This window comes from Vibrio sp. 10N.261.51.F12, from assembly GCF_041471725.1.
Taxonomy (GTDB): Bacteria; Pseudomonadota; Gammaproteobacteria; order Enterobacterales; family Vibrionaceae; genus Vibrio.
Window position 1 is genome coordinate 276,733 of record NZ_JBFROV010000001.1, and the last position, 25,944, is coordinate 302,676.

The 25,944-nt window shown below is 44.1% G+C and carries 20 protein-coding genes; 9 read left to right on the forward strand and 11 right to left on the reverse strand.

Annotated features, from left to right (window positions below):
- Positions 1–76 precede the first annotated feature (76 nt).
- From AB4405_RS01180 to AB4405_RS01190, 3 genes are all read right to left on the reverse strand, one after another.
- Positions 77–1,060, reverse strand: a complete 984-nt coding sequence (locus AB4405_RS01180) for a 6-phosphofructokinase (RefSeq protein ID WP_372059300.1) — start codon at positions 1,058–1,060, stop codon at positions 77–79.
- A 694-nt stretch (positions 1,061–1,754) separates the two neighbouring features.
- Positions 1,755–2,006, reverse strand: coding sequence for a transposase domain-containing protein (locus AB4405_RS01185; RefSeq protein ID WP_372059349.1), 252 nt, complete (start codon positions 2,004–2,006; stop codon positions 1,755–1,757).
- 378 nt (positions 2,007–2,384) lie between these two features.
- Positions 2,385–3,728, reverse strand: coding sequence for an MATE family efflux transporter (locus AB4405_RS01190; RefSeq protein WP_372059302.1), 1,344 nt, complete (start codon positions 3,726–3,728; stop codon positions 2,385–2,387).
- Between the two features lie 437 nt (positions 3,729–4,165).
- Between AB4405_RS01190 and mglB the strand changes: the two genes are divergently transcribed.
- The 7 genes from mglB to galM all read left to right on the forward strand — a co-directional run bounded on the left by mglB (position 4,166) and on the right by galM (position 12,554).
- Positions 4,166–5,140 carry a galactose/glucose ABC transporter substrate-binding protein MglB gene (gene mglB, locus AB4405_RS01195; protein ID WP_102468424.1) on the forward strand — a complete coding sequence of 325 codons (975 nt, stop codon included), beginning with the start codon at positions 4,166–4,168 and terminating at the stop codon, positions 5,138–5,140.
- Between the two features lie 142 nt (positions 5,141–5,282).
- Positions 5,283–6,791 carry a galactose/methyl galactoside ABC transporter ATP-binding protein MglA gene (gene mglA / locus AB4405_RS01200; protein ID WP_372059303.1) on the forward strand — a complete coding sequence of 503 codons (1,509 nt, stop codon included), beginning with the start codon at positions 5,283–5,285 and terminating at the stop codon, positions 6,789–6,791.
- 10 nt (positions 6,792–6,801) lie between these two features.
- Complete coding sequence (mglC, locus tag AB4405_RS01205; RefSeq protein WP_102468426.1) at positions 6,802–7,809, forward strand: galactose/methyl galactoside ABC transporter permease MglC; 1,008 nt, start codon at positions 6,802–6,804, stop codon at positions 7,807–7,809.
- 294 nt (positions 7,810–8,103) lie between these two features.
- Positions 8,104–9,120 carry a UDP-glucose 4-epimerase GalE gene (galE, locus tag AB4405_RS01210; protein WP_372059304.1) on the forward strand — a complete coding sequence of 339 codons (1,017 nt, stop codon included), beginning with the start codon at positions 8,104–8,106 and terminating at the stop codon, positions 9,118–9,120.
- A gap of 77 nt (positions 9,121–9,197) precedes the next feature.
- The gene (gene galT, locus AB4405_RS01215; RefSeq protein WP_102468428.1) at positions 9,198–10,250 is read left to right on the forward strand and encodes a galactose-1-phosphate uridylyltransferase; all 1,053 of its coding nucleotides are present in this window, start codon (positions 9,198–9,200) and stop codon (positions 10,248–10,250) included.
- Positions 10,251–10,319: 69 nt separating this feature from the next.
- Positions 10,320–11,474 carry a galactokinase gene (gene galK, locus AB4405_RS01220; protein ID WP_372059305.1) on the forward strand — a complete coding sequence of 385 codons (1,155 nt, stop codon included), beginning with the start codon at positions 10,320–10,322 and terminating at the stop codon, positions 11,472–11,474.
- Positions 11,475–11,483: 9 nt separating this feature from the next.
- Positions 11,484–12,554: a galactose-1-epimerase gene (gene galM / locus AB4405_RS01225; protein ID WP_372059306.1), complete on the forward strand. Its 1,071-nt coding sequence runs from the start codon at positions 11,484–11,486 to the stop codon at positions 12,552–12,554.
- 94 nt (positions 12,555–12,648) lie between these two features.
- Here the strand turns inward: galM and AB4405_RS01230 are convergent, their stop codons facing one another.
- On the reverse strand, positions 12,649–13,650 hold the full coding sequence (locus AB4405_RS01230) for a substrate-binding domain-containing protein (RefSeq protein WP_102468431.1): 1,002 nt from the start codon (positions 13,648–13,650) through the stop codon (positions 12,649–12,651).
- Positions 13,651–13,935: 285 nt separating this feature from the next.
- Positions 13,936–15,828, reverse strand: a complete 1,893-nt coding sequence (locus tag AB4405_RS01235) for a fructose-specific PTS transporter subunit EIIC (RefSeq protein ID WP_372059308.1) — start codon at positions 15,826–15,828, stop codon at positions 13,936–13,938.
- Between the two features lie 489 nt (positions 15,829–16,317).
- On the opposite strand from AB4405_RS01235, the gene AB4405_RS01240 reads away from it, so the two are divergent.
- Positions 16,318–17,148, forward strand: coding sequence for a helix-turn-helix transcriptional regulator (locus tag AB4405_RS01240; RefSeq protein ID WP_102468433.1), 831 nt, complete (start codon positions 16,318–16,320; stop codon positions 17,146–17,148).
- Here AB4405_RS01240 and AB4405_RS01245 read toward each other — a convergent pair.
- Together AB4405_RS01245 and AB4405_RS01250 are read right to left on the reverse strand one after the other, a co-directional pair.
- Positions 17,143–17,985: a PTS sugar transporter subunit IIA gene (locus AB4405_RS01245; protein ID WP_372059310.1), complete on the reverse strand. Its 843-nt coding sequence runs from the start codon at positions 17,983–17,985 to the stop codon at positions 17,143–17,145. The two genes, AB4405_RS01240 and AB4405_RS01245, sit on opposite strands and share 6 nt — an antisense overlap.
- On the reverse strand, positions 17,945–18,256 hold the full coding sequence (locus AB4405_RS01250) for a PTS fructose transporter subunit IIB (RefSeq protein ID WP_102468435.1): 312 nt from the start codon (positions 18,254–18,256) through the stop codon (positions 17,945–17,947). Before AB4405_RS01250 ends, AB4405_RS01245 begins: the two co-directional genes overlap by 41 nt.
- Before the next feature lie 271 nt (positions 18,257–18,527).
- On the opposite strand from AB4405_RS01250, the gene AB4405_RS01255 reads away from it, so the two are divergent.
- Positions 18,528–19,712, forward strand: a complete 1,185-nt coding sequence (locus AB4405_RS01255) for an NnrS family protein (protein WP_372059311.1) — start codon at positions 18,528–18,530, stop codon at positions 19,710–19,712.
- 188 nt (positions 19,713–19,900) lie between these two features.
- Here AB4405_RS01255 and asnB read toward each other — a convergent pair whose 3' ends face one another.
- The 4 genes from asnB to nagA form a co-directional block, all read right to left on the reverse strand.
- Positions 19,901–21,565, reverse strand: coding sequence for an asparagine synthase B (gene asnB, locus AB4405_RS01260; RefSeq protein ID WP_372059312.1), 1,665 nt, complete (start codon positions 21,563–21,565; stop codon positions 19,901–19,903).
- A 224-nt stretch (positions 21,566–21,789) separates the two neighbouring features.
- Positions 21,790–23,370 (reverse strand): cation:proton antiporter family protein, encoded by a 1,581-nt coding sequence (locus AB4405_RS01265; protein ID WP_102468438.1) that lies wholly within the window; start codon positions 23,368–23,370, stop codon positions 21,790–21,792.
- A gap of 102 nt (positions 23,371–23,472) precedes the next feature.
- The gene (locus AB4405_RS01270) at positions 23,473–24,687 is read right to left on the reverse strand and encodes an ROK family protein (RefSeq protein WP_102468439.1); all 1,215 of its coding nucleotides are present in this window, start codon (positions 24,685–24,687) and stop codon (positions 23,473–23,475) included.
- Between the two features lie 2 nt (positions 24,688–24,689).
- Complete coding sequence (gene nagA / locus AB4405_RS01275) at positions 24,690–25,826, reverse strand: N-acetylglucosamine-6-phosphate deacetylase (protein ID WP_372059314.1); 1,137 nt, start codon at positions 25,824–25,826, stop codon at positions 24,690–24,692.
- Between the last annotated feature and the right edge of the window lie 118 nt (positions 25,827–25,944).

The window sequence follows — 25,944 nt, forward strand, 5'->3', positions numbered from 1 at the left end:
TAATTTGGTTTATTGTTTATTGTTTATTGTTTATTGTTTATTGTTTATTGTTTATTGTTTATTGTTTATTGTTTAATTACCAAACCATGCCCAATTGCTGAGCTAATTTGAAATAATGCCCATCTTTATCAACCGTACGACTCTCGACCCCGCCTAAATCTAGTGGTATCGGGTTATTCGATGAATTGATGATAATCACCTTATTCGCCATACCACTTTGAATGCATCGAACCACTTCTGTAGCTGCTATCGTACCTTGATAAATTTCTTCAGTTGTTGGCTCACCGCTTCGCAAACCGAAACCCAACGTGGTTTTACGCATACGAATGCCTACCTTGGGTTCTAGGTCTTGACTCAGAGTATCAATCGCACCTTGGAAGCCAGGTGAATACTCCTTTGTGTAACTCTCAGCGCAAAGAATTACGACACTATTCTGCACCGACAGTTTCTCTTGAATTTTTACCGCTAGCTCATCTACTGGAATTTGATGCTCCGGTATTAAAGCGATATCCGCATTAGACTTAATTGCAGACTGTAAGGTTAACTCGCCAGAGTAAGCACCCAAAACCTCGACTAGAAACACTCGATTTGTTAAGGCTCTACCTGTATTCCGCAGCTTGGACACTTCTCTCATAACCTGCTCACACGCAGTAGAGAAGCCGATGGTATGAGCTGAGCCAGCTATATCATTATCAACAGTCATCCCAACGCCAAAGCAGTTGACGCCATACTCACTCAATGTATTCATAAAACGCATTGAACCGTCGCCTCCCGCGCAGATCAAAGCATCTACTTTGCTCTTATGCAGATGAGCTGCAATGGTGGCGTACTCTTCAGGATTGAGATGGCGCGAGGTTCTACCGGATGAAATTACGGGCATTGGCGATAGGCTGTAATCTGCTAGATCTCGAAAGCTAATTTCTTTCTTATTGTTCGACAGCAGGCCATTAACGCCTCCGTTATAGATAACAATCTTAGAGTTCGACATCTTCGCAACTTGATAGATGAAGTTGTTCACCCCAACTGCATCACCACCACTGACCACTATTCCTAACTTCATCTATAGATTACTCACTGCTCGTTTGATGAATTAAGTATCATTGTTTAACGCGAACGTAACTGTGACTCATGTCGTACTTTTGTGGGTTTAACTTGGGGCTGGGTGATTAGAAGCCCTTCCGTGGTCGTATTTTGTGTGACACTGATCACTATGTGGTTGTTTGATGTTAATGGATTTAACATTTATCAGGGCGGTTATTAGACCGAGGTCCTCTTTTTCAAGCGAGTGTTAAATAATTGTATGAGCGTAATCGCGCCCATTTGTTTTGAACGATAATGTGAAATACATCAAATTTTATTTGTAGTTCAACTAATGCCCACATTTTAAAGTTCAAAAATTAGTGTGATCAAGCGCTAATAGCGATGTGTCAAAATACTATTTATTCGATACTCGAAACATTGAGGTCTCCAAAAATGAGCTTCACTCTGAGGGAAGTGGCTGATTCCGTAAGCGCTGTGAGTAGATTCCGGCCTCTCTATAGGGGCCTACCGCAGCTTTAATGATGAGGTGACTAGAGACAGGTCATCTGCATAACCGGATAGCCTGACTGATATTCTGAAGAGGTGTTGGCAGAGCCAAAATGCTCTCTACATTCAGGGGTATCTTCTGTACGAAAATTAGTGCCATCAATGGCATAAACCCTTAGTTCCTTCCATTTTTTACTTTCTATATTGTTTGCCCAACTATTGGCACTTTATTGGAATAGCCATTGAACGGGTTCAACGCCTAACCTTTGTCTGGCCGCCGTTAAAGAACTCTTAGCAGAGAGAAGTGCATTATCAAGTTGCTTTGATGACTGAGCAAGCTGCTCAGCGACGTTGTTAATGGGCTCTTGCCTTAGGAGTGACAGACCAATAACCAAGCGCAGTGCATCTTGAGGTTGAATTTTGTGACGACGAACAGTGGCATGGGTTGTCATGCTTAATGCATCGTTTACCCATTCTATCGGTAGTTACGCATTTAAAACCTCAAGGTAATCGGTATTTAGCGGGTAGCTTGTAGAAAGGTCATTTAATTCGTTGGTAAGCAGATTAACTCCTCTGGCTTTGGAGAGTTAGTCTGCTTGAACTGTAGGATCGTTCAAGTGGTTATTTTTCCTTAAACGATCAGCATTGTACCTGCGCTGGAATGACTATATTGGGGTTTTGGATATTTACGGTAAGTAACCCCGACAGGAGAGAATTACTTTAACTCACCCGCTCACCTGACTTGATATCGCCCCAAAACGATCAATCTTTATGGTAAATGATCAGACTTTACTGGCGCTGAACAAACGTTATTGTCCTCCGATAACACTATCAGGTCACATAAGTAAATGAGTGCTCTAAGTCAGCTGAAAACGCGTCCAGACTTTTGAGCGCCAGCGACGAATCATGACGATACCACGTACCCATTCGTCCAACCCAATAGCGATCCAAGCACCGATTACGCCATAGCCCCAATGAATGCCAAACAAGTAGCTAAATAAGACGGCCACACCCCACATGCTCAAGATACCCATTTGCACTGGAAATTTGATATCGCCCGAGCCTTTTAAAGCGGCAATAAAAATCAAGTTAGAGACTCGCCCTGATTCAACAAAGAGAGAGCCTGCGATAAGCATGGCGACCAGAGCAACAATCTCATCGTCTTGCGTAAATAGGTCAATGAGTGGGTAGCGGAATAAAAATATGGCTAAAATGATGCTAATAGATACCGCAAGGCCGACGAGGTAGTACTTTTGAATTCGATGCAAAATATCATCGGTCCAGCCTTTCCCTATAAAGTAGCTGGTTTGGATTTGGCCTGCTTGTCCTAGTGCCAGCGCAAACGCAAACGAGACGCGAGTGATATTTTGCGAATACGTATAGGCGGCGAGTGACGATGTGCCCATCTGTACAACAAAATACACAATGGTCATTTGCGCTAGGTTATACGATAAGATCTCTCCTGCATTCATTGCGCCAATCTTAACTATTTTCTTATAAAGCGCCTTAGGAATGATACGCCATTGTGAGAAAGGTAAATCAATGTTTTTCGATCGTACCACTTGGCACATCAACAACGTCCCAATGAGTTGGCTGACCACGGTAGCAGTAGCCACACCACTCACACCAAATACAGGCAGACCGAAGGGTTGATACAAAGCAATATAGTTACCAGCAATGTTAATCACACCTGCGATGAGGTTAATCACCATTGGTGAGCGAGAGTAACCATGGCTGCGTAGTATCGTAGTGAGAACAATACCAATCGTCACATTGAAGGTCATCGAGCCACTAATGATGAGATAGTCATAGCCAAAGCCAGCCACTTCCTTTTCAAGCCCAAATAGTGAAATAAATTGTTCGGCGCCCAGAAAGAGTGACAAGCTTAAAAAGCTACCCACTGCGCAAGCCAAGAGAATACTGGCTACGCCTACTTGGGCTGAATCAATGAAACGTGACGCGCCATTAAATTGGGCGATTAAAATCCCGGTTCCGCTACTAACCATCATAGAGACAACAATCAGGAAAAAGGTTATCTGAGTAATGACGCCCACCGCAGATACCGCGAGATCTGAATAGCCACTTAACATAAACACGTCGGTGGTATTGAGTGCGGTACGTAAAAGAACTTCAACGAAAATTGGCCAGGTAAGCGCAACAATATTCATTCGTTTATTGAGCGTTGAAGCAGTTTTAGACATGAGATGACGCCTAGTGGTTCATGAGACTAAATTAAGGGCTGGCAAGTGTACTCAGAAAATAATCAAACACAATACTTGGTGAATGAATAGTTTTGGCTAGTTAATATAGAGATGTAAACGTTACCATTATTTGGTGTGCATTTTATAATCATAAAAACAGAGATGTCACGAAAAAAAGGAGATATAGATCTCGATGTTACACTGTGAAACATTGAGAATGCTTGTTTTTTCTTCGTTTGTTAACTATTTCAAACAATTTGAATCCCAATTGACACTTTTTGTTACGGTTGTGAGTTTTTTTAACTTCCTCACATTAATTGTTCAATTTGTCACTATAATTTGGGTTAAACGTTTTCACGTTGAGCAAGTTGTAAGCTGAACTAGAACGTTTTTACCCCTACAACTCAATTATAATATTAACAAATAGGACTTGTTCAATGAGAAAGTTAACACTCTTGGCTGCACTGTGTGCTGGTATGGGCTTCGGAACTCAAGCGGTTGCAAGCACTACTGTTGGTTTTACAATCTATAAATATGACGATAACTTTATGTCGGTTGTTCGTCAGGCGATTGTGAAAGAAGCAGACAATGACAGCGATACTCGCGTATTGATGAATGACTCTCAAAACAGTCAATCAATGCAAAATGATCAAGTAGATGTCATGCTTGCTCGTGGTGTACAGGCGTTGGCAATCAACCTCGTTGACCCAGCAGCAGCACCAAGCATTATTAAGAAAGCGAAAATGGACGACGTGCCAATTGTTTTCTACAACAAAGAACCAAGCCGTAAAGCACTTGATAGTTACGATAAAGCGTATTATGTCGGTACCGATTCAAAAGAATCAGGCATTATCCAAGGCGATTTGATTGCCCAGCAGTGGAAAGCGAATTCATCTTGGGATAAGAATGGCGACGGCGTCATTCAATACGTTATGTTAAAAGGTGAACCTGGTCACCCAGATGCAGAGGCGCGTACTTCTTATTCAGTAAAAACCATCAACGACAACGGAATTAAAACCGAAGAATTACACATGGATACAGGCATGTGGGATACCGCGATGGCAAAAGATAAGATGGATGCATGGTTGTCTGGCCCTAACGGTAGCAACATTGAAGTCGTTATCGCGAATAATGACGGCATGGCTATGGGCGCAGTAGAAGCTCTGAAAGGTGCGGGTACCGACATTCCTGTGTTTGGCGTTGATGCCCTTGCTGAAGCATTGGCGTTAGTTAAATCTGGCGCAATGGCTGGTACGGTTCTAAACGATGCGGATTCACAAGCAAAAGCAACATTTGAGCTAGCTCGTAACCTTGCAAACGGAAAAACAGCGACAGAAGGCACACAATGGGAAATGACAGATAAAGTCGTTCGTGTCCCTTATGTTGGTGTTGATAAGTCAACGTTAGAGTAATACTTACCTTATATTTAGGGAGAACAATGTTCTCCCTAAATAATATAGAAATTATATAATTGAAATAGGTAACTGAGTAGTTATTACTTATTTTTGGTAAGTTGTGTCTTGTGGTTTATTGTAACAATAAGAAAGTGATGCCATGGTTAATCAAGAACATGAATTCTTGTTAGAGATGACAGGGATTAGTAAAGAGTTTCCTGGGGTTAAGGCATTAGATAAAGTTAATTTAAAAGTTCGACCTAATTCTATTCATGCTCTTATGGGTGAGAATGGAGCTGGAAAGTCGACGTTATTAAAATGCCTATTCGGAATATATGAAAAAAATGAAGGTGATATTGTCTTTTTAGGAAAGAATATTAACTTTCAATCATCAAAAGAAGCATTGGAATCCGGTGTTTCAATGGTTCACCAAGAACTAAATCAAGTACTTCAATGTACGGTGATGGATAACATCTGGCTTGGGCGATATCCTAAAAAAGGCTTCTTTGTCGATCACGATAAAATGTATCGTGACACAAAAGAAATTTTTGAAGAATTGGATATCAATATCGATCCCAAGGTTAAAGTAAGTACACTGTCTGTTTCTCAAATGCAGATGCTAGAGATCGCGAAGGCCTTTTCTTATGACGCCAAAATAGTCATTATGGATGAGCCGACCTCTTCTTTAACTGAAAAAGAAGTCAACCATCTATTCACCATCATCAAAAAGCTGAAAGAGAAAGGCTGCGGTGTGGTGTATATCTCCCATAAGATGGAAGAGATTTTTGCGATTTGCGATGAAATTACCATCCTACGAGACGGTCAATGGGTCATTACTCGTCCTCTACAGGGACTTGATATGGATGCCATTATATCGATGATGGTGGGACGTGAGCTGACGCAACGTTTCCCAGAGAAGAGCAATACACCTAAAGAAACCGTCCTTGAGGTTAAAGGCCTCACAGCTGTGAATCAACCATCAATTCAAGATGTTTCTTTTGACCTAAAAGCAGGTGAGATTCTTGGTGTTGCTGGCTTGGTTGGCTCAAGACGCACAGATATTGTTGAGACGATATTTGGTGTACGTGAGCGAAGTGAAGGCCAGATTTTTCTTAACGGCAAAGAAATGAGAAACCGAGACGCCCACGAAGCGATTAATAATGGCTTTGCTTTAGTCACGGAAGAACGTCGCTCTACTGGGATATACGGCAATCTAGATATCACTTTTAACTCCCTTGTGGCTAACGTCGATAATTATAAGACTAAGTCGGGGTTACTCAGTAATAAGAAAATGAAAAGTGATACCCAATGGGTTATTGATTCAATGAGCGTCAAGACTCCATCTCATGACACCTCAATAGGATCGTTGTCAGGTGGTAACCAGCAAAAAGTGATTATTGGTCGCTGGTTATTGACACAACCTGAAATATTAATGCTTGACGAACCTACTCGAGGTATCGATGTCGGGGCTAAATTTGAAATCTATCAATTGATTCTTGAATTAGCTAAGAAAAATAAAGGTATTATTATTATTTCTTCTGAAATGCCAGAGTTACTAGGTATTACTGACCGTATTTTAGTGATGAGTAATGGTCGAGCGGCTGGTGTCGTGGATACGAAAGAAACAACACAAAGTGAAATATTAGAGCTGGCCTCACGTTACCTCTAGGGAAATTATTATGGACGCTATTAAATCATACGCAAAGAAGCATTTAACCGAAGGTGCGATCTATGCGGTTCTATTTATATTATTGGCAATTATTATTGTTCAAGAACCCTCTTTTTTAAGTTTAAGAAACTTTAGTAATATCCTGACGCAATCTTCTGTTCGTGTCATTATCGCATTGGGTGTTGCTGGATTAATTGTTACGCAAGGTACCGATCTTTCGGCAGGTCGTCAGGTTGGTCTCGCTGCCGTTGTATCCGCAACCTTGCTACAATCCGTGGACAACGTGAATAAGGTATTCCCTGGTCTAGGTGATATCCCTATCGTAGCGGTTATCGTTGTGGTTTGTGCGTTAGGTGCGATCATCGGTTTGATTAACGGTATTATTGTGGCTTACTTAAAAGTGACCCCATTTATCGCGACCTTGGGCACAATGATCATCGTTTACGGTGTGAACTCGCTTTATTATGATTCCGTTGGGGCTTCCCCGATCGCTGGCTTCGACGAGCGCTTTTCTGAATTTACCCAAGGGTTTATTCGTATGGGAGACTTCAGGCTTTCCTATATCACTTTTTATGCCATTATCGCCATTGTTTTCATGTGGGTTCTTTGGAACAAAACGGTCTTTGGTAAAAATATCTTTGCAGTAGGTGGAAACCCAGAAGCAGCCAAAGTATCGGGTGTGAATGTCCCTGTGACACTGCTTAAAGTGTATGCATTATCGGGTGTATTCTATGGGTTTGCCGGTATGTTAGAAGCGGGCCGAATTGGCAGTGCAACTAATAACCTCGGCTTCTTATATGAGTTAGATGCTATCGCGGCTTGTGTGGTTGGTGGTGTCTCCTTTGCTGGTGGTGTGGGGAGTATTGCTGGTGTGGTTACCGGGGTGCTTATCTTTACTGTTATTAACTATGGGATGACCTACATTGGTGTTAACCCTTATTGGCAGTACATTATCAAGGGGTCAATCATCATCTTTGCGGTGGCCTTAGATTCGATGAAGTACGCGAATAAAAAGTAACGATCTATAAAAGGGCTATCAATTTGATAGCCCTTTTTTTACGTGCTAATGAATGTGTGTAACCGTTTTACATTAAATGGAGTGACAGTGATCTCATTTTTAAGCGGTTATCCTCTCGAATCATTATTAATGAGCCTGTTTTTTTAAGTTTTAGTGTAAACGTTTACACTTTGAGAGTTTAGTCACAGAACGATCTTGATGACTGTTGCTACAATTTGCTTAGTTTAAATAAATAGCGCGAATTCACGGCTCAAACATCGTGAATTAAAGGCAGATAAAATCTAGGAGCGGAATGTGAAAGTACTCGTGACAGGTGGAATGGGTTACATCGGTAGCCATACATGTGTGCAAATGCTAGAGAGTGGCATTGAACCGGTAATTATTGACAATCTTTGTAACGCCAAGCAATCCGTTATTTCCAGAATTAAAGCGCTCAGTGGTCAAACACCAACGTTTTATCATGGCGATGTCCGCGATGCCGAATTGCTTGAACGAATCTTCTCCGAACATGATATCCAATCCGTCATTCATTTTGCTGGTTTAAAAGCGGTGGGTGAATCAGTCGCTAAGCCTATTGAATATTATGATAACAATGTAGCGGGTACGCTGGTGTTAGCCAATGCGATGCGAAATGCAGGGGTTAAAAGTATCATATTTAGCTCTTCTGCAACCGTTTATGGCGATCCTGAGATTGTGCCGATTACTGAGAATTCACCAGTGGGTAAGACGACTAACCCTTACGGCACGAGTAAATTCATGGTTGAACGCTGTTTAAGTGATGTCTTCACCTCCGACGAAGAATGGAGCATTACGTTGCTGCGGTACTTTAATCCAGTAGGGGCGCATCCGTCAGGAACGATGGGAGAGGACCCGCAAGGTATCCCAAATAATCTCATGCCATTTATTGCTCAAGTCGCCGTCGGTCGTCGTGACAAACTCTCCGTATTTGGTGACGACTATGACACACCTGATGGAACGGGAGTTCGTGACTACATCCACGTTATGGACCTAGCCGACGGGCATGTCGCGGCATTAAAAGCGGTAGGGCAAAAACAAGGCCTACATATCTATAATCTCGGTACCGGTAAAGGAAGCAGCGTTTTAGATATGGTCGAGGCATTCAGCCTAGCATGTGGTAAGCCTGTCCCGTATGAGCTGCACCCAAGGCGTCCTGGTGACATCGCAGAATGCTGGGCGAGCACGGCAAAAGCCGAGGTTGACTTGAATTGGAAAGCAAGCCGTTCTCTACGAGATATGACGGCTGACTCTTGGCGCTGGCAATCGAATAACCCGAACGGTTACGAGGAGTAACGACTGCGGTAGATTGAACAAAGTTATAAATCTTGTGTTTTTCAAAGCGCTCGGCGCTGACGTATTGAGTAAAGATAATGTCGAATATTGAATTTAATCCTGTTGATCATCCACATCGTCGCTATAACCCATTAACTGGGCAGTGGATCCTTGTTTCTCCTCATCGAGCCAAACGACCATGGAGTGGCCAGAGCGAAGAGGTGTCGAATGTTCAGATTCCTCACTATGATGCTGGTTGTTTTTTGTGCCCAACTAATGAGCGTATTTCAGGTGATATCAATCCTGATTACAAGGGCACGTACGTTTTTAAAAATGATTTTGCGGCGTTGATGCCTGATTCACCTGATGCCCCTGAATCGACAAACCCTTTATTTAAAACTCAAGGGGTGCGTGGTCTAAGTCGCGTGATTTGCTTTTCTCCCGACCACAGTAAGACGTTGCCAGAGCTTCCGCTTTCTGCATTGCGTTGCGTTGTAGATACATGGAATGAACAAATCGAAGAATTGGGACAAGATTATGTCTGGGTTCAAGCCTTTGAGAACAAAGGCGAGGCGATGGGCTGCTCACAACCGCACCCTCATGGTCAGGTTTGGGCCAACAGCTTTTTACCCAATGAAATCGAACGTAAAGACCGTCTAATGCGAGAGTATTACGCCGAGCAAGGTAGCAACCTGTTGGTTGATTATGTTACATCCGAAATGAAAGATGGGGCACGTACTGTCGTTGAAACCGAGCATTGGTTAGCAGTTGTGCCTTATTGGGCGGCCTGGCCATTCGAAACGATGCTATTACCTAAGGTACATATCCGCCGGATGAGTGAGCTGAGTGAGGAGCAAAAAGATGACCTCGCTGTAGCGATTAAAAAATTGACCGCACGTTACGATAATTTGTTTGAGTGTTCTTTCCCTTATTCCATGGGCTGGCATTACGCGCCGTTTTTTGATGAGGGAGAAGGGATTGAGCACTGGCAGCTGCACGCCATGTTTTATCCGCCATTATTACGTTCTGCGACAGTTCGTAAGTTCATGGTGGGTTACGAAATGTTGGCGGAATCACAGCGTGATTTGACTGCAGAGCAAGCCGCTGAACGCCTTCGTTCTTTAAGTGATGTGCACTATAAACAACAATAAACCCATGAATTTATAAGTTTGATGCATCGAGCATAGCGCGATGCCTCTGATATTTGAGAGTTATTATCTATGAATGATTTAATCCAAAACGTAGCGAATGCCTTTACTCGAGTTGTTGGACATAAGCCCGCTCACTTTGTACGAGCGCCTGGTAGAGTGAACTTAATTGGTGAGCATACCGACTATAATGATGGTTTTGTTTTGCCATGTGCCATTAACTATCAAACGATGGTTGCAACGACTAAGCGTGATGACAATATCGTAAGAGTTATCTCCGTTGATTATCAAGATGCGGTTGATGAGTTTGATATCACCCAGGAGATTTCGTTTCAGCCTAATAAAATGTGGGCGAACTATATCCGTGGCGTGGTGAAGTTCTTACTTGTACGCGGCTATAAGATCGGCGGTGCTGATATTGCGGTGTCAGGTAATGTACCGCAAGGCGCTGGCTTAAGCTCTTCCGCTGCGTTAGAGGTCGTGATAGGGCAAACGTTTAAAACTCTTTATGATTTAGACATTTCTCAAGCTGACATAGCCTTGAATGGTCAACAGGCTGAAAACGAGTTTGTGGGCTGTAACTGCGGTATCATGGATCAGCTTATTTCAGCAGAAGGTCAAGAGCATCATGCCTTGCTTATTGATTGTCGAAGCTTAGAAACACGCGCGGTTTCAATGCCAGAAGATATGTCTGTCGTCATCATTAACTCCAATAAACAGCGTGGCCTTGTTGATAGTGAATACAATACACGCCGTGAGCAGTGTGAAGAAGCCGCACGTATTTTTGGTGTGAAAGCATTGCGAGATGTCACGCTTGAACAATTCAATGACCGCATTGATGAACTTGATGCTGTTGTCGCTAAACGTGCTCGCCATGTCATTACTGAAAACGACCGCACAGTCGAGGCTGCCGATGCACTTAGTCGCGGTGATATGAAGCGCATGGCGCAATTGATGGAACAGTCTCACGTATCGATGCGTGATGATTTCGAAATCACAGTAAAAGAGGTCGACACGGTTGTTGATATCGTTAAAGGTGTGATTGGTGACCAAGGTGGTGTTCGCATGACGGGAGGAGGCTTTGGGGGCTGTATCGTTTCATTAGTTCCGCCTTCTCTTGTTGATGACATAGTGGCAGCACTGGATGAACAGTATGAAGCCGCAACCGGCCTCAAAGAGTCTATTTACGTGTGCCAAGCAAAAAATGGTGCTGGTGTTATCTCATAAGGAAGCGTCATGTCTATTTCGATGGTTGATACGTTGACGGCTATGCAAGTACCTGACGGTAATCCTGTTGAGCTTATTGAATTAAGTAATGTCAACGGGATGGTGATTGGCGTGCTTGATGTTGGCGCGACGTGGGTCAGTTGCAAGGTTCCCCTTGATGGTGAGCCTGATGGTTGTCGAGAGGTCTTGCTGGGATGCTTGGATTACACTAAGCAAGTCAGCTACATGGGGGCGACGGTTGGCCGCTATGCCAATCGCATCAAAGCTGGGCAGTTTTCTATCGAAGCGGATACTTATCAATTGGCTTTGAACCAAGCGGGCAATACGTTGCATGGTGGCAGCGACGGCTTCGATAAGCGTCGTTGGCAAGTGTTGGCGCAGGGAGTCAGTTTCGTTGAGTTGAAACTTTGCTCCGCTGATGGGGATCAAGGCTTTCCTGGAAATCTTACTGTCATTACCCGTTATGATCTGACCGATGACAATGAGGTGGTGATCAGCTATCGAGCGACGACCGATTCGCCAACCGTGGTGAACCTAACCAATCATGCCTATTTTAACTTGCTTGGTGCTGAGAGCGGACAAGACTGTTTGGGACATCGTTTGATGGTCAACGCTGATCAGTTTTTGCCGTCCGATGAAAAGGGGATCCCACTGGGTGAGTTGCAATCGGTGGCGGGCACGAGTTTTGATTTTAACGAATCAAAGCGTATTGACACGCATTGGATGCAAGACGAGCATCAACAGCGTGCAAAAGGGTACGACCACTCATTCTTGCTTAACCATGATGGCTTGGATGACAGACCTGTCGCCTATGTCCATTCTCCTGATGGCGCTTTAACGCTACAGGTATTTAGTAATAAACCTGCGATGCAGTTGTACACGGGAAATTACCTTGCTGGAACGCCAAATCGCTCCAAGGGGTGCTATACCGATTACGCAGGGTTTGCATTAGAAACTCAATTCTTACCTGATTCACCTAACCATCCTGAATGGCCGCAGCCTAGCTGTATTCTCCAGCCAGATCAGGAGTACTGGTATACGACGAGCTACCGCTTTGACATCTCGGGGGAGGAGTCATAGAGGTAGCGCGTTGCCTTTACTTATTACTCGTTTGAGTAAGGGGGGAACAGAATAAGAATAACCCCAGCTCGTCTTAATTTGAGCTGGGGTTCTTTTATTTGATTCTTTCGACTGAATTGCGCTGAACCAAGGTTGGAGAGTAAACCAGCAGATCTTTATCGATGGTTTCATTGTTCGACAAAGAAATTGCAATTTGCGCCGCTTTTTCCGCCATCATTTTAATTGGGTAGCGAATCGTCGTGAGGCGTGGATATAAATATTTTGCAATTAATGCATCGTCAAAGCCGATAATCGACATTTGATTAGGCAGCTCAAATTGGTTTTCTTCGAGCACCGATAGCGCACCTGCCGCCATATTATCGTTGTAGGCCACGATGGCCGTTATCGGCAATGATTTGGTGAGTAGGTTTGTCATGGCTTTTTCGCCACCATCACTGTCCGGCTCACCATATTCGATATAGCTTTTCGAAAGCTCGATATTATTGGCTTTGAGCGCTTCAAGATAACCTGCAAGGCGTTGATCCACATCTTCAATTTGATGAGATGAAGAGATGCACGCAATGTTGGTATGACCGTGACGGATGAGTTGCTCAGTGGCGAGGTAAGCCCCTTTATAATTGTCTAAGGATATACAGCGACCAGGAAGCTCTGGAATATTTCGGTTAATGTATACCAATGCCTTCACTTCTTCGGCATAGCGAATGAGTTCTTCATCAGGCAGTGCCTTCGAGTGAATGACCAATGCATCGCAACGGCTGTTAATCAGCAGCTCAATCGCTTGTCTTTCTTCTTCGGCGTTGTGGTAGCCATTACCAATTAGTATATGTTTACCATGCTGGTGAGCCACATCATCTACCGCTTTCACCAACGTTCCGAAAAATGGGTCGGAGACATCACTTACCAATACACCCACGGTTTTAGTGCTTTGACTGACGAGGGCTCTGGCATTGGCATTTGGTCGATAACCAAGTTTTTTCATCGCAGCAGTGACTGACGCAATCGAAGCGGCACTCGCTTTGGGTGAGTTATTGGTTACTCGAGAAACGGTGGCGACTGACACCCCAGCTTCTTTTGCGACATCTTTTATCGTTGCCATCTGACACCTCTTTTTATTTATAGAGTTATTAAACGCCTGTCGTGTAAATATCGCAATCAATGTTTCACAAAATTGAACGTTATGTGATGTGTGATGGCTTGCCCTGTGTGGTTTTAGGTTAAATGTAAACGTTACACACCGCGAGGGTGTGAGTAGACAAAAAAAGCCCCTCAACGGGGCTTTAGATTTACCAGAAACATCAGGTTTCTGTGCGAGGGTTACCATGTACTATTCAGTTACTATGTACTACTCAGTTACTGCGCAATTTAGTCACTTTGTGTCTTCTTATGCAGTCACTAACTCAGCTTTTGCTGAACGCATTTTTTTCAAACTGATACAAACTAAAGCCGTAACCACAGTACCAGCTGCCATACAAACTAACGCAAGCAGAGGTTTGTTCATCGCACCTAGAAGTGCCACTACTGGACCACCGTGTGCGACGCTGTTTGTTATGCCGAATGAGAAAGCCATCACCGCTGCCACCATTGAGCCTACAACGTTAGCTGGAATGACCGACATTGGGTCTTGAGCGGCGAACGGAATAGCGCCTTCTGATATGCCGACTAGGCCCATCGCTCCAGCGGCTTTTCCTGCTTCTAGCTCCGATTCTTCAAACAGATTGAACTTACGTCCCAATACCGTTGCCAAGCCCATACCAAGTGGTGCGACAGGAATTGCACAAGCCATTGCGCCCATAAACTGAGTTTGACCGCTTGCAATCATGCCGACAGAGAATAAGAATGCGACCTTATTAAATGGACCACCCATATCGAACCCTGCCATGCCACCAAGAACAATACCCAGCAGAACCACACTCCCCGTACTCATGCTAACGAGCATGGCGTTCAGACCGTCCATTAGGCTGGCAATAGGAGCACCGATAACAAAGATAAACAACGCCGAGATAAATAGAGAGCCAGTAATTGGCGCAATCATAATTGGAACAAGTGGTTGAATAAATTTGTGATAGTTACGACTGGTCACCCATTTGACAAAGTAACCCACGAGTAGACCTGCAACAATCGCACCAATGAAACCTGTCCCAGCTTCAGCGCCATAAAATGACCCATTATTTGCAATCCAGCCGCCGATTAAACCCGGAGCAAGACCAGGGCGGTCGGCGATGGCATAGGCAATGTAACCAGACAGGATCGGGATCATCAATGTGAAAGCGACGACACCAACATCGAGTACTTTTTGCCACATACTGCCTTCAGGAATAGCCATGCCAGCTTCTGTTGGTTGCCCACCAATAGCCAAAGCGAGCGCGATAAGTAGGCCGCCAGTCACAACAAATGGGATCATATGAGAAACGCCATTCATTAAGTAGCAGTAAAGATCGGAGCGCTTAGAATTATTGCTATCAGCTTTGGTTGCCTTCCCATCTGCGACGAACTTAGGTGATGTTAACGCATCACTAATGACGCCTTTAGCATTACTAATTGGCGCTTTAACACCCGTTTCAATGAGTTTTTTGCCGGCAAAGCGGTTCATGTCGACTGGCTTATCTGATGCAACAATAATGGCGTCTGCTTGTGCAATCTCCTCTGCCGTGGGGCTGTTTTTCACGCCGATAGAACCATTTGTTTCTACTTTAATTTTATAGCCAAGCTCTGCCGCGCCTTTTTCAAGCGCTTCTGCGGCTAGATAGGTGTGTGCTACGCCAGTTGGACAACCTGTGACGCCAATCAAGAAACCTTTATTGGCTTCCGGTTGGTCCTCATTAGATTCAGGTTTTGCTAATAGTAATTCGAGAGCTTGCGTGGTGCTCGTCGCTTTTAAGATGTTATCAATAAAGCCATCTTCAATGAGTTTAGAGGAAAGCTCGGCAAGCACTTCAATGTGATGATCAGAGCCGCCATCAGGAGAGGCAATCATAAAAAAGAGTTTTGATGGTTGACCGTCTTCTGCGCCGTATTCGATACCGGACTTACTGATGCCGATGGCGACGGCTGGCGAAATCACGGCTGCGCTTTTTGCGTGAGGTAAGGCAATGCCTTCTTCGAAGCCTGTATTGCCAATTTCTTCACGAGCGTAAATATCAGCCAGGAATTGAGCTTTGTCGTTTATTCTGCCTTGATGATGGAGTAGATCGGCCATTTCAGCAAAAACGTCATCTTTGTTGGTTGCTTTTAAATCTAGGCAGATCAATTGTTCATTGATGAGATCCGTGATCATAATGATTGTCCTATTACCAGGTGGAGTGGGGCCTGCATGGTATCTATATATGTCATCGCTTTATGGGCACCAACTATGCGTAATAGCTAAATATGTAGTAGCGATACGTATGATAGTGTTTAGCCTATCTGTGGGCGATGACGGCCTTGATAGATAATGTCACGATGCAGTGCGTCGATAGGGTAATTATGAGCGTGAATCCTTTGATTTTTTAGTGCACCACAGAGACATCTACTGGATTTTTGTAACAACCCTTTTTTAGTGTGAACTGGATCTGTTTTTTATATTGGTATCTACTGTTAGTTATTTTTAATTAAAATTCTTTTTAATTAATTACTTATGGTATTTTTCTTGTGATTTATTAGTGTGGTAATTATCACTATGCTAAACTTGGCTGGAACTTTGTAACCTAGTTGCTGAGCCGAAATACCATGATTTATATCACAACTATTGCCTCATACTTAGCCATTCGCTGGAGAATTGTCTTCGATGTTTTACAACCTAATTGAAGTATTGGTAGCAGAGAGAGAGCACATCAATCGGATTTGGTTTGCTTCTGATAAACAGACTCCGCCACCTTGTAGCTACCAAGTAAACTTTCCTAGGTTAGAGCTTGTGGTCAGTGGTGAGTATGAGAATGAGCTTGAAGATCCAGAGCAAGGCATTTCAACGGTGAAAGTGTTGTCGGGAGATGTACTTTACATTCCACCAAACTGCTGGAACAAACCGAACTGGCAGGGGGATTGTTCAGTACTAAGTTTGTTGTTTGGTAAGCGGCAATTAGGCTTTAGCTTGGTGAGTAAGCGACAGGGAGAGCAAGGGTTTTATGACATACAAAAGCATAGTGTCCCCACTCGAACGGGTCACGCCATTGATCATATTCTTGATGCCTTGAATGCGTTGGCGGAAGAGCCGAAGAAGTCTCCGATGGATGAGCACTTATTGATGGCTTTATTGTCCTATAGCCAATCAATGGTATCAGAACCTTCAGAAAATTTACGCAGTGGCGACCTGTATCAAGGGATATGTATTTATATCCAAGAGAATTTTCATCGTTCAATTACACGATCGAGCATCGCCCATCGCTTTCATATTAGCCCCAATCACCTATCTCGCTTGTTTCGACAGCAAGGCCATATGACGTTGGCGGACTACATTACTTGGGTGAGGCTAGATCGTGCAAAGTTCATGCTAAAAAAATATGATTTCACCTTGAAAGAGGTGGCGATACGTTGCGGCTATCAAGATGTGAACTACTTTTTCCGTGTTTTTAAGTCTCGAACTGGGCAGACCCCAAGCGAATATCGGCAAGCGCTATGATGAAGAACATGCTCTTTGGCCTTTAACCAATTGATGAATCAAGATCGCTTTGATCGCCTCTGGCTCTCTACTGGTGGTCAATAAAGAACAAAATTCATCGTCAAGCAGCGCTTTTGTTAGGTGAGTGAAGCTGACAAGTAAAGCGCGCTGTGGCGGGGAAGGTAAAACCAATGTGATGATGAGTTTAACAGGTCCAAGTTTTATTGATTGCCAATCAACGGGCTGGGGGCTTTGAATTACAGTCAGCGAGGCCGTTTCTATTTTATTCGAAATTAAATGCGGCAGTGCAATGGAATGGCCGATCGCAGTTGATGAATGACGTTCTCGGTCTCGTAAACCAAGCATGATCTCACGATGGTGTTGGATGGACGTCAATTGAGCTATTTGCTCTAAAATCATCGATTTATCCTGGCTTTCGTTGTGAGCAAAGTGGAAATCGATAGGAAAGGGCAACTGAAATGTAGTGAGCGCTTTTAGTAGGGGAAGGTTAGCCTTTTTATTGCTGCGATGCGCCGTGTTGACGAGCATGAAGTGTTCAGCGATAAAATCGGTGAGAACCATGCAAGCCAACTCGGCGTCCGAGCCTTCGATATGCAACTGACACAAATCGTCTTGCTTGCCCGCCAATGAAAGAATGTGGAGTGGGTGCTCGATGTTCGCGTTGTCCCAGCACGTTAAATTGTGCACGATGACGACGGAGCGAAACATGGCACTTAGGGTTTTCAGCCTGTTAATTTTCCAGCCGGAAAAGCCATCTTCGGGTAAAGCAAAAGTAATGCGTCGTTCGATCATAATATTAGCGTTTGACGATGTCACAACAGCGACGAATGACGGCATCAATATCCGTCAGTGCGTCTTCAATGGTTACACAGTGGATCTTACTGCCGGTAAACCGGGCACGATCTTCTATTTCTATATCAGAAGCAATTAGGACTAAATCAGCATTCGCGATATCTTGCGCGGTTAATAGGTTTTCGATCCCCATTGCCCCTTGAGTCTCGACCTTTATACCGATGTTGTCTCTCAGCGCGGCTTTTCGTAACGCCTCTGCCGCCATGTATGTATGAGCGATTCCTGTGGGACACGCTGTGACTGCTACAATTTTCATTGTCTAATCTCTGTAATATCAACCATAGTTGAATAAGTTAGTTAGATTATTAAGTGATTAGAGTACTAAGTTGTTGATAACGAGTATACGTTTGAGTGCAAATTTACTAAGTGAAAATTGACCTTATGATGTCCTAATGACATATTTCAGCTTGTGTCTATATGACTTTTATTTTTTGATTTTTGCATTTAACTTTATGATTATTATTCGTTTTTATTGTTGGTATGATTTGTGCAGATGTGGGTGAGTATTCTGTATTAAGTGAGTTGATATGCTAAATATTACTGATAAAAAAGTTGAGGAAAAAATCCCACCATGGTTACGACTTGGATTTCGTCCTTTCTTTTTAATGGGCAGCGTTTATGCCATTTTTGCTGTGGTTGCATGGGTCGTCATGTTTCAAAAAGGTCAACCCGACATTCTTCATGTGCCGGCGTTGTGGTGGCATGCTCATGAAATGATTTTCGGTTTTTCATTGGCAATTGTCGTTGGATTTGTGCTGACTGCTGTACAAACATGGACGGGGGTCAATGGAACCAAGCACTATCGCTTACTTCTTCTTGTTGTATTGTGGTTGGCACCTCGAATACTCTTCTGGACGCCGGCTCCGCTTTGGCTCACATCAGTGATAGAGTCAATGTTCATCTTACTTTCCGCGTATGAGATTGGAATTCGGGTCTATGCGTCGAAAGGCTGGAAAAATTTATTTTTTGTCCCTCTGTTTTTATTGGCTATTTTCGCAAACTTTGCCAGTTACGCAACAATCAAAGGTATGCCTCCTTTTAGCAGTAGCGCAGTGTGGCAGGCTATGCTTTGGTGGTTTACGATATTACTGTCGGTGATGGGAGGAAGGGTGATTCCCTTCTTTGCTGCGAAGCGCTTTCAGTATGAAAAACCGCAACCTAAGGTTTGGATTGAATGGGGCGCAACACTGCCCTTAATTGGCTTGTTTGCATTGAGCTTTTTCCCATTGTCTTTTGCGACTCTTGGTCAACCATTAATGCTTATCGCGGGCGCTTTTCAGTTAATTAAGTGGCTGCGTTGGAAGCCATGGTTAACACTGTCAGAACCACTAGTCTGGTCGTTGATGTTAGCGTACATGTGTATTCCACTTAGCTTGTTGTATCGAGGACTATTAACGGATGCATTTGCCGCGCATGCCATGTTACACCTGTTTGCCGTTGGAGCACTTGGTGGTTTGATTCTGGCGATGATTAGTCGTGTGACGATGGGGCATACCGGTCGGGCTATTTATAAAGGCCCTAATATGACATTGCCTTTCATTGCCATTACGCTAGCCGCTGTTTTACGCAGTATTGGTGTTGCAATGTGGCCAGAGCATCTGTTCGTTATGGTTGATGTCAGTGCCGCGCTATGGGCGTACGCTTTTTCAATGTACGTTTATCACTTTGGTAAGATGCTGGTGACGGCAAGAATCGACGGCTATCCAGGCTAATACTGCAATATTTCCCATAGGGTTAATCCAGTTACAAAAAAAAGGTCACGATTTCGTGACCTTTTTTTGGACGGCGTCACCTTTATTTGAACACGTTATCAATCGGTAACGACACCTAGATAAAAAGAAACCAGCCTAAAGGCTGGTTTCAGTCACTTGTATTAACTTAGCATCTAGTATTAGCGTCGTTAATAAGCATCGTTGTGAACGGCTTGTACGGCACGACCTGAAGGGTCAACACAGTTTTGGAATGACTCATCCCACTCTATAGCCTTTGCAGATGAACAAGCTACTGAAGGGCCACCAGGTACACATTGTGCAGCGGATTCTAACGGGAACAACTCCTCAAAGATTTCGCGGTACGAGTAACCTTCTTTTGTTGTCGGTGTATTGTAAGGGAATCTAAAGGCAGCGGTTTCCATCTGCTTATCCGTTACTTTTTCTTCAGCGACAGCTTTGAGTGTATCGATCCAATCGTAGCCTACGCCGTCAGAGAACTGTTCTTTTTGACGCCATGCAATGGATTCTGGTAGGTAGTGTTCGAAGCACTCACGTAGGATGTGTTTTTCCATCTTACCGTTACCACACATTTTGTCTTCAGGGTTTAGGCGCATTGCCACATCGATAAACTCTTTATCGAGGAACGGTACACGGCCTTCTACACCCCAAGCGGCAAGTGATTTGTTTGCACGGGCACAATCAAACATGTTGAGTGCAAGTAGCTTACGAACGGTTTCTTCATGGAACTCTTTTGCGTTTGGTGCTTTATGGAAATAAAGGTAGCCGCCAAATATTTCATCAGCACCTTCGCCAGAAAGAACCATTTTAATCCCCATCGCCTTAATCTTACGAGCCAATAAGTACATTGGCGTTGATGCGCGGATGGTCGTGACATCGTAGGTTTCAATATGGTAAATCACATCGCGAATAGCATCTAAACCTTCTTGGATGGTGTAGGTCATTTCGTGGTGAACGGTACCAATCTGGTCGGCAACCTGGCGAGCAGCGATTAGGTCCGGTGCGCCTTCAAGGCCAACCGCGAATGAGTGCAGTTGTGGCCACCATGCTTCTGACTGACCATCGTCTTCAATACGCATTGCTGCAAAACGTTTGGCAACGGCTGAGGTAATCGATGAATCTAATCCGCCGGAAAGCAACACGCCATATGGAACATCCGTCATTAGCTGGCGTTTAACCGCCGCTTCTAGCGCTTCTGTTAGGTCTTCTTTGCTGGTGGAGTTGCCTTGTACTGCAGCGTACTCATTCCAGTCACGAATATAATAGCGTTGTGGTTCAGCATCTTGTGAGCGATAAAAGCTACCTGGAGGGAATTCACTGATGGTTTTACAAACAGGTACGAGTGCTTTCATTTCTGATGCGACATAGTAGTTACCATGTTCATCGTAGCCTTGATAAAGCGGGATAATACCAATGTGATCACGACCGACGAGGTATTGATCTTTCTCTTCGTCGTACAGAACAAAAGCAAAGATACCGTTGAGTTCTTCTAATAGGTCTTCGCCAAACTCTTGGTACAGCGCAAGGATAACCTCACAGTCGGAGTCGGTCTGAAAGTCGTACTTGTCTTCATAACGAGCGCGGATTTCTTTGTGGTTATAGATTTCACCATTAACCGCTAGGATGTGTTTTTTATCTTGGCTGTATAATGGTTGAGCGCCACTGTTCAAACCAACAATTGCCAAACGCTCATGTGCCAAAATAGCTTTATCCGATGAATAAATGCCAGACCAATCCGGGCCTCTATGGCGAAGCTTTTTCGACATTTCTAATGCCACTGGACGTAGCGCAGCCGCGTCACTCTTAATGTCTAAAATGCCAAATATTGAACACATACAACTTCCTTTTCATTGAAATCTAAATCTATTGGATTCAATTTGCCATCTGCTCAAAAAAAAGCAACCGCAATGAATGAAAAAGAAGATAAACCCCGACTAACATTAGATAAAATTTAATGATAGTGGCTTTATTGTAAATATTATCTAATCTTGGTGTGTTAGGTGAGCATTTGGTGGCCGTCCCCTTAAGCTGATGCCATCAGCGTAAAGGGACGTAACGTCTATTTTAGCGTGGGATTAAGCTGTTCACAGACATGTCGTGCAAAACCGCTGCCCGCTTCACTGTAAATATTGAAGGCAGCATTGACGCCCATCGCCTCCAGTTCTTCTAGTTGATCAGGGTAGGCTGCGATAGCGGCGACCTGGCCTTTAAAGTTGGTTTGTTGCAACAGTGATAGAGCCGTTTGGTTCCCTAAATGGTGTGGCATCGCCAATAAAACTAATTTCACATGCGCTGTATCTAAGATGCGCTCCCAAAAGTCGGGGTCAGTTGCGTCGCCAGAAATGACATTTCGTCCTTTTTGCTGATGAACAAGCGCCGCATCTTCACGAACCTCAACGCCGAGACTGACTTTGCCGTAGCGCTCATAGAGTTCGTCGTATGCACCTGTCCCTATTCTTCCCATGCCTAGAATCAATACCTGTGCTTCGCCAGGGTTAATGAACTGATCACGCAGATTTATTTTTTCTGCTGCTTGTTCTTTTAGCCATTTTGACGAGCGCAAATAAATCAGGTGTCCGATTCGATTAAGCGGCGCGGATATGACGAACGATAAGGAAACAGAGATCGCGATAGCGACGAGAATATCGCTGGAGATCCAGCCAAGTTTGTAAGCTAATCCACCGACAATCAGGCCAAACTCACTAAAGTTAAACAGGGTGAGGGTTGTCAATAAGCTGGTACGGACACGGAACTTGAAGGCGTTGATGACCGCAAAATACAGTACGCCTTTTAGAGGCAGCAAGAACAACAATAAGACGCCGAGGATAAAGCCCTCAATGGTGGGTTGATCTGAGAGGCCGATGTTAAGAAAGAAGCAAACGAGGAACAGCTCTTTCAGATTGAATAGTGATTTGGATAACTCGGATGCCTTTGGATGAGAGGCGAGCAACATGCCTAGTATCAGTGCGCCGAGATCGGGCTTCATACCGACAAGGTCAAATAACCCAGCGCCCATTACTAAGGCAAAAAAGATCCCGCTTAACACCAGCATCTCACCATGTCCGGCTTTATTAAGCAGTTTGAACATTAATGGCCTAGCGAGAGGCAGAGCGAACAGGCCAATGGCGTACCACTCGGGTATCTTTCCTGTTGATGCGGTCAAAAAGATGACGGCAAACACGTCTTGCATGACGAGAATACCAATCGCGAGAGTGCCATACGTCGCGTTGAGCTCGCCTTTTTCTTGCAGTGTTTTAACCGCAAAAACAGTACTCGAGAAAGAAAGTGCAAAGCCGAGCAAAATCAGTTGCTCCACTTCTAACGTGGCAAGGCTAGAAACACCGAGCACCTTAAGTCCAAGTAATAGTATGGCGAACAAAAGGGTGGACAGTATGTTGTGGATGGTGGCGCCAGCCCAAATTTCTTTGGAGAGCAAGGTTTTGATATCTAGCTTTAAGCCAATAGTAAACAGCAACAGTGTGACACCGAGATCGGCGAGAGTCACCATGGTATCTGAAGATTCGAAGCCAGCGCTATGCAGAGCAAAACCTGCGAGTAGAAAACCTACCATAGGCGGTAGTTGGCATTTTAATGCTAGAAAGCCAGCTAAGAAAGCAACGGTAACGAGTATAAGTTCCATAATTCAACTAATGTTGGTCTATAAAAAAGACCACACCGAAGTGTGGTCATCCCTTTATTCAAAGTATATCAAACTATTAGTTGATAAATTCGATACAAGTTCTCAATCTTCTAACAATTTTTGTAACAGAACACCGTTGAGCATGGCTCGTTTGATCATCGCAAATGCCCCCATGGTAGGTTGTTTGTCGATCTCAGAGGCAACGATAGGTAGCCCGGTATGGAATGTGGTGAGCGATTGGTTCTCAACATTACGCTGAATTGCCGGGAAGACGATGTCTTTTGCCATGGTAATATCGCCAGCAATCACGATTTTTTGCGGATTGAATAAATTCACTGTCATTGCGATGGCTTTACCGAGTTGGTTCCCGACTCGAACTAAACTTTGTTTTGCCAGTTCATCGCCATTTAATGCATGCGAACATACATCTTCGATGGTGATGTCTTCTTTGAGTGATAATGTTGACTCATAGCCTTGATCAATGAGTTTTTTTACGCGGTGAACAATCGCTGGGTTAGCGGCAACCGTTTCTAAACAACCAAAGTTACCACATTGGCATTGCTCGCCGAGTGGATCAATTTGGATATGACCGATTTCACCAACGTTGCGATTAAAGCCTAAGAATACTTGCCCATTGACAATGATGCCTGCGCCTGTTCCTCGGTGAACACTGACCAGGATTGAATCTTGGCAGTCTCGGCTTGAACCAAAGTAATGTTCAGCGAGGGCCATTCCTCTTACGTCGTTACCAACAAAACATTCAACGTTAAATTGGGTGCGTATGAGATCGGCCAGTTCCAGTTTATCGATATCGGTATTGGGCATGTACTCGACCACGCCGGTGGTCGGATTCACTAAGCCAGGAAGCGTGATACCAATGGCAATTAATTGGTCTATACGACGGCTGTGCTCATTTAAGAAGGCTTGAAGATTAGACACTAACCCTTTTGCCAGTTGATTTTGATCGGCGTAATGGAGTTCTTTTTGAACAAAGGCCAGCTCGTTGCCGCCCAGGTTGTATAGGGAGAGTTGGACATAATCTCGCCCCAGTCTTACAGCAATCGAGTGAAAAGGTGCGACTTCGGTTGTCAATGAAATCGCACGTCGTCCACCTGTTGACGCTTGTTGGGCGACCTCTTTGATGAGGCCACGCTCTAGCAGCTGGCGGGTGATCTTGGTAACGCTGGCTGGAGCCAGTTGGCTTACATCGGCAACTTGAATGCGCGAGATAGGCCCTTTTTGGTCTATTAAACGGTAAACCGCTGCGCTATTCAGTTGTTTTACTAAATCTACGTTACCTATCTGTCCGCCATTCATACTTAACTTTGCTCGTATTGTCCGTTAACAATTGTACCTTGGACGTTGAAATCTCGATCGAATATGGCCAAGTTAGCTATCATGCCTTTTTTGATGCGACCGAGTTTATTATCCAGTCCCATCGCTTTAGCAGGATAGAGTGTTGCCATTCGTAGCGTTTCGTCCAAAGCAATACCGGCGTGTTCAACTGTATTTTGAACCGCTTCTATCATAGTCAGTGCGCTACCGCCTAGCGTTCCGTCTTCGCCAACGCACTTCCCTTCTCTGTAATATACTTTCTTACCGACAAAAATAAAGTAATCCATCTCAGCACCCGCTGGAGCTGTGGCGTCGGTCACTAATACCAGCTTTTCACCCTTCACTTTATGCGCGATACGAATATTCGCGTAATCAACGTGGAAGCCATCGGCGATAACACCAGCGTATACATCGGGTGTGTCATAAATGGCACCAACCACACCAGGTTCGCGACCTGTCATCGGTGTCATTGCATTAAAAAGATGCGTGGCAAATGTGATGCCAGATTCAAACCCTTGACGAGCTTGTTCATACGTCGCATTTGTGTGCCCGATAGACACTACTATGCCAGCTTTATGCAGTCTTTCGATATGCTCTGGGGCATTTTGTTCTGGTGCGAGTGTTACTTTTGCGACTAAGTCGCTATTTTCGCAGATTAAATCGATCATTGCATCATCTGAACGTCGAATGAAGTCTGGGCTATGGATGCCTTTTTTCTCAACATTTAGATACGGGCCTTCTAAATGAAGACCAAGAGATTGATTTTTATATTTATTATTGTATTCACGCGCCGCATCTAGTGCTTGACGCATATTTTCATCCGACGAAGTAATTAAGGTTGGTAGAAAACTCGTACAGCCTGTTTTGATGTTGGTACGGTGCATCGTTTGAATAGTGTCAGCGGTGATTTCGTCATTGAACATAACACCACCACAACCGTTAAGTTGCAGATCAATAAAACCTGGGCTGACGTTGGCTCCGTTGAGGTCGATACGCTCTATGGACTCAGGAAGTTCAGATAATGGTAATACCGCTTCAATCTGGTCACCGTTGATAACAACAGCATGATTATTGAGAACATCACTACTCGTGAAGACCTTACAATTGGTTAATGCATACATAGTTAGCGAATCCTTGTGTTTTAATTCTATTTACCTCACCGCAAGTACCAAACTGACTTCTCGACATCGTCGTATTTGAAACTTAGTTTGTGTTACTTAGCAATGAATTCAATTTTTT